Consider the following 662-nt stretch of genomic DNA (forward strand, 5'->3'; position numbering starts at 1 on the left):
GTTTCGGGCGTGTCGGTGGCTTGGTGGTAGTTTGGATTGCGGAGGTAGCTGGTGTCGGTCAGCATCAAGGCCGGGTATCCCTGGTCCCAAAACGAACTGTTGTCGCTGAGCCGGATCTCGTTGATTTTTTCGGGCAGGCAAATCGAGAACAACGGCATCCGTCGGGTGCCGCGTTTGAAGCCTCGGCGGAATTGCCAGTTGAGCTTCCAAGACGGCATGTTGCCGACGGCGGCGAGGAAGTTGCCGCGTTTGGGAAAGAACCGATGCAGCCATTTGGGGATCGCCGGCGGGATGGCTTGCGAGCCTTTGTGCAACGAGTAGTAGCCGACCATTTCGAGACACAACATACCGACGATCTTGTCGCCTCGCTGGCGTGATTGCTGAGCATGGTGTTGGCTGCCCATCGCATCGACGTTGAAGTACGGCGGTTCTTCACAGGCGAACGCGACGTAACGCGCGGTTCGTTTGCCGGTGTGCTCGCGAAGCAAACGGCTGACTTCCAACATCACGGCGACCGCCGACGCGTTGTCGTCAGCGCCGGGAGTTGAAAAGACGGTGTCAAAGTGAGCACCGAGCAACACGATTTCATCGACTCGTTTGCTTCCGGATCGCTCGACGATCAGATTCGTCGCTTCGTCACCGATCGCGTCGTAGCACTCGCG

The 662-nt window shown here is 58.6% G+C and carries 1 protein-coding gene; it reads right to left on the minus strand.

Features of this window, described 5'->3' with window-relative positions; translation table 11 throughout:
- The coding region (locus B2R17_RS21440) for a M28 family peptidase (RefSeq protein WP_286765586.1) at positions 1-662 on the minus strand (662 nt) is incomplete at both ends.

This window comes from Rhodopirellula sp. UBA1907 (genome assembly GCF_002337565.1).
Classification (GTDB): domain Bacteria; phylum Planctomycetota; class Planctomycetia; order Pirellulales; family Pirellulaceae; genus Rhodopirellula; species Rhodopirellula europaea.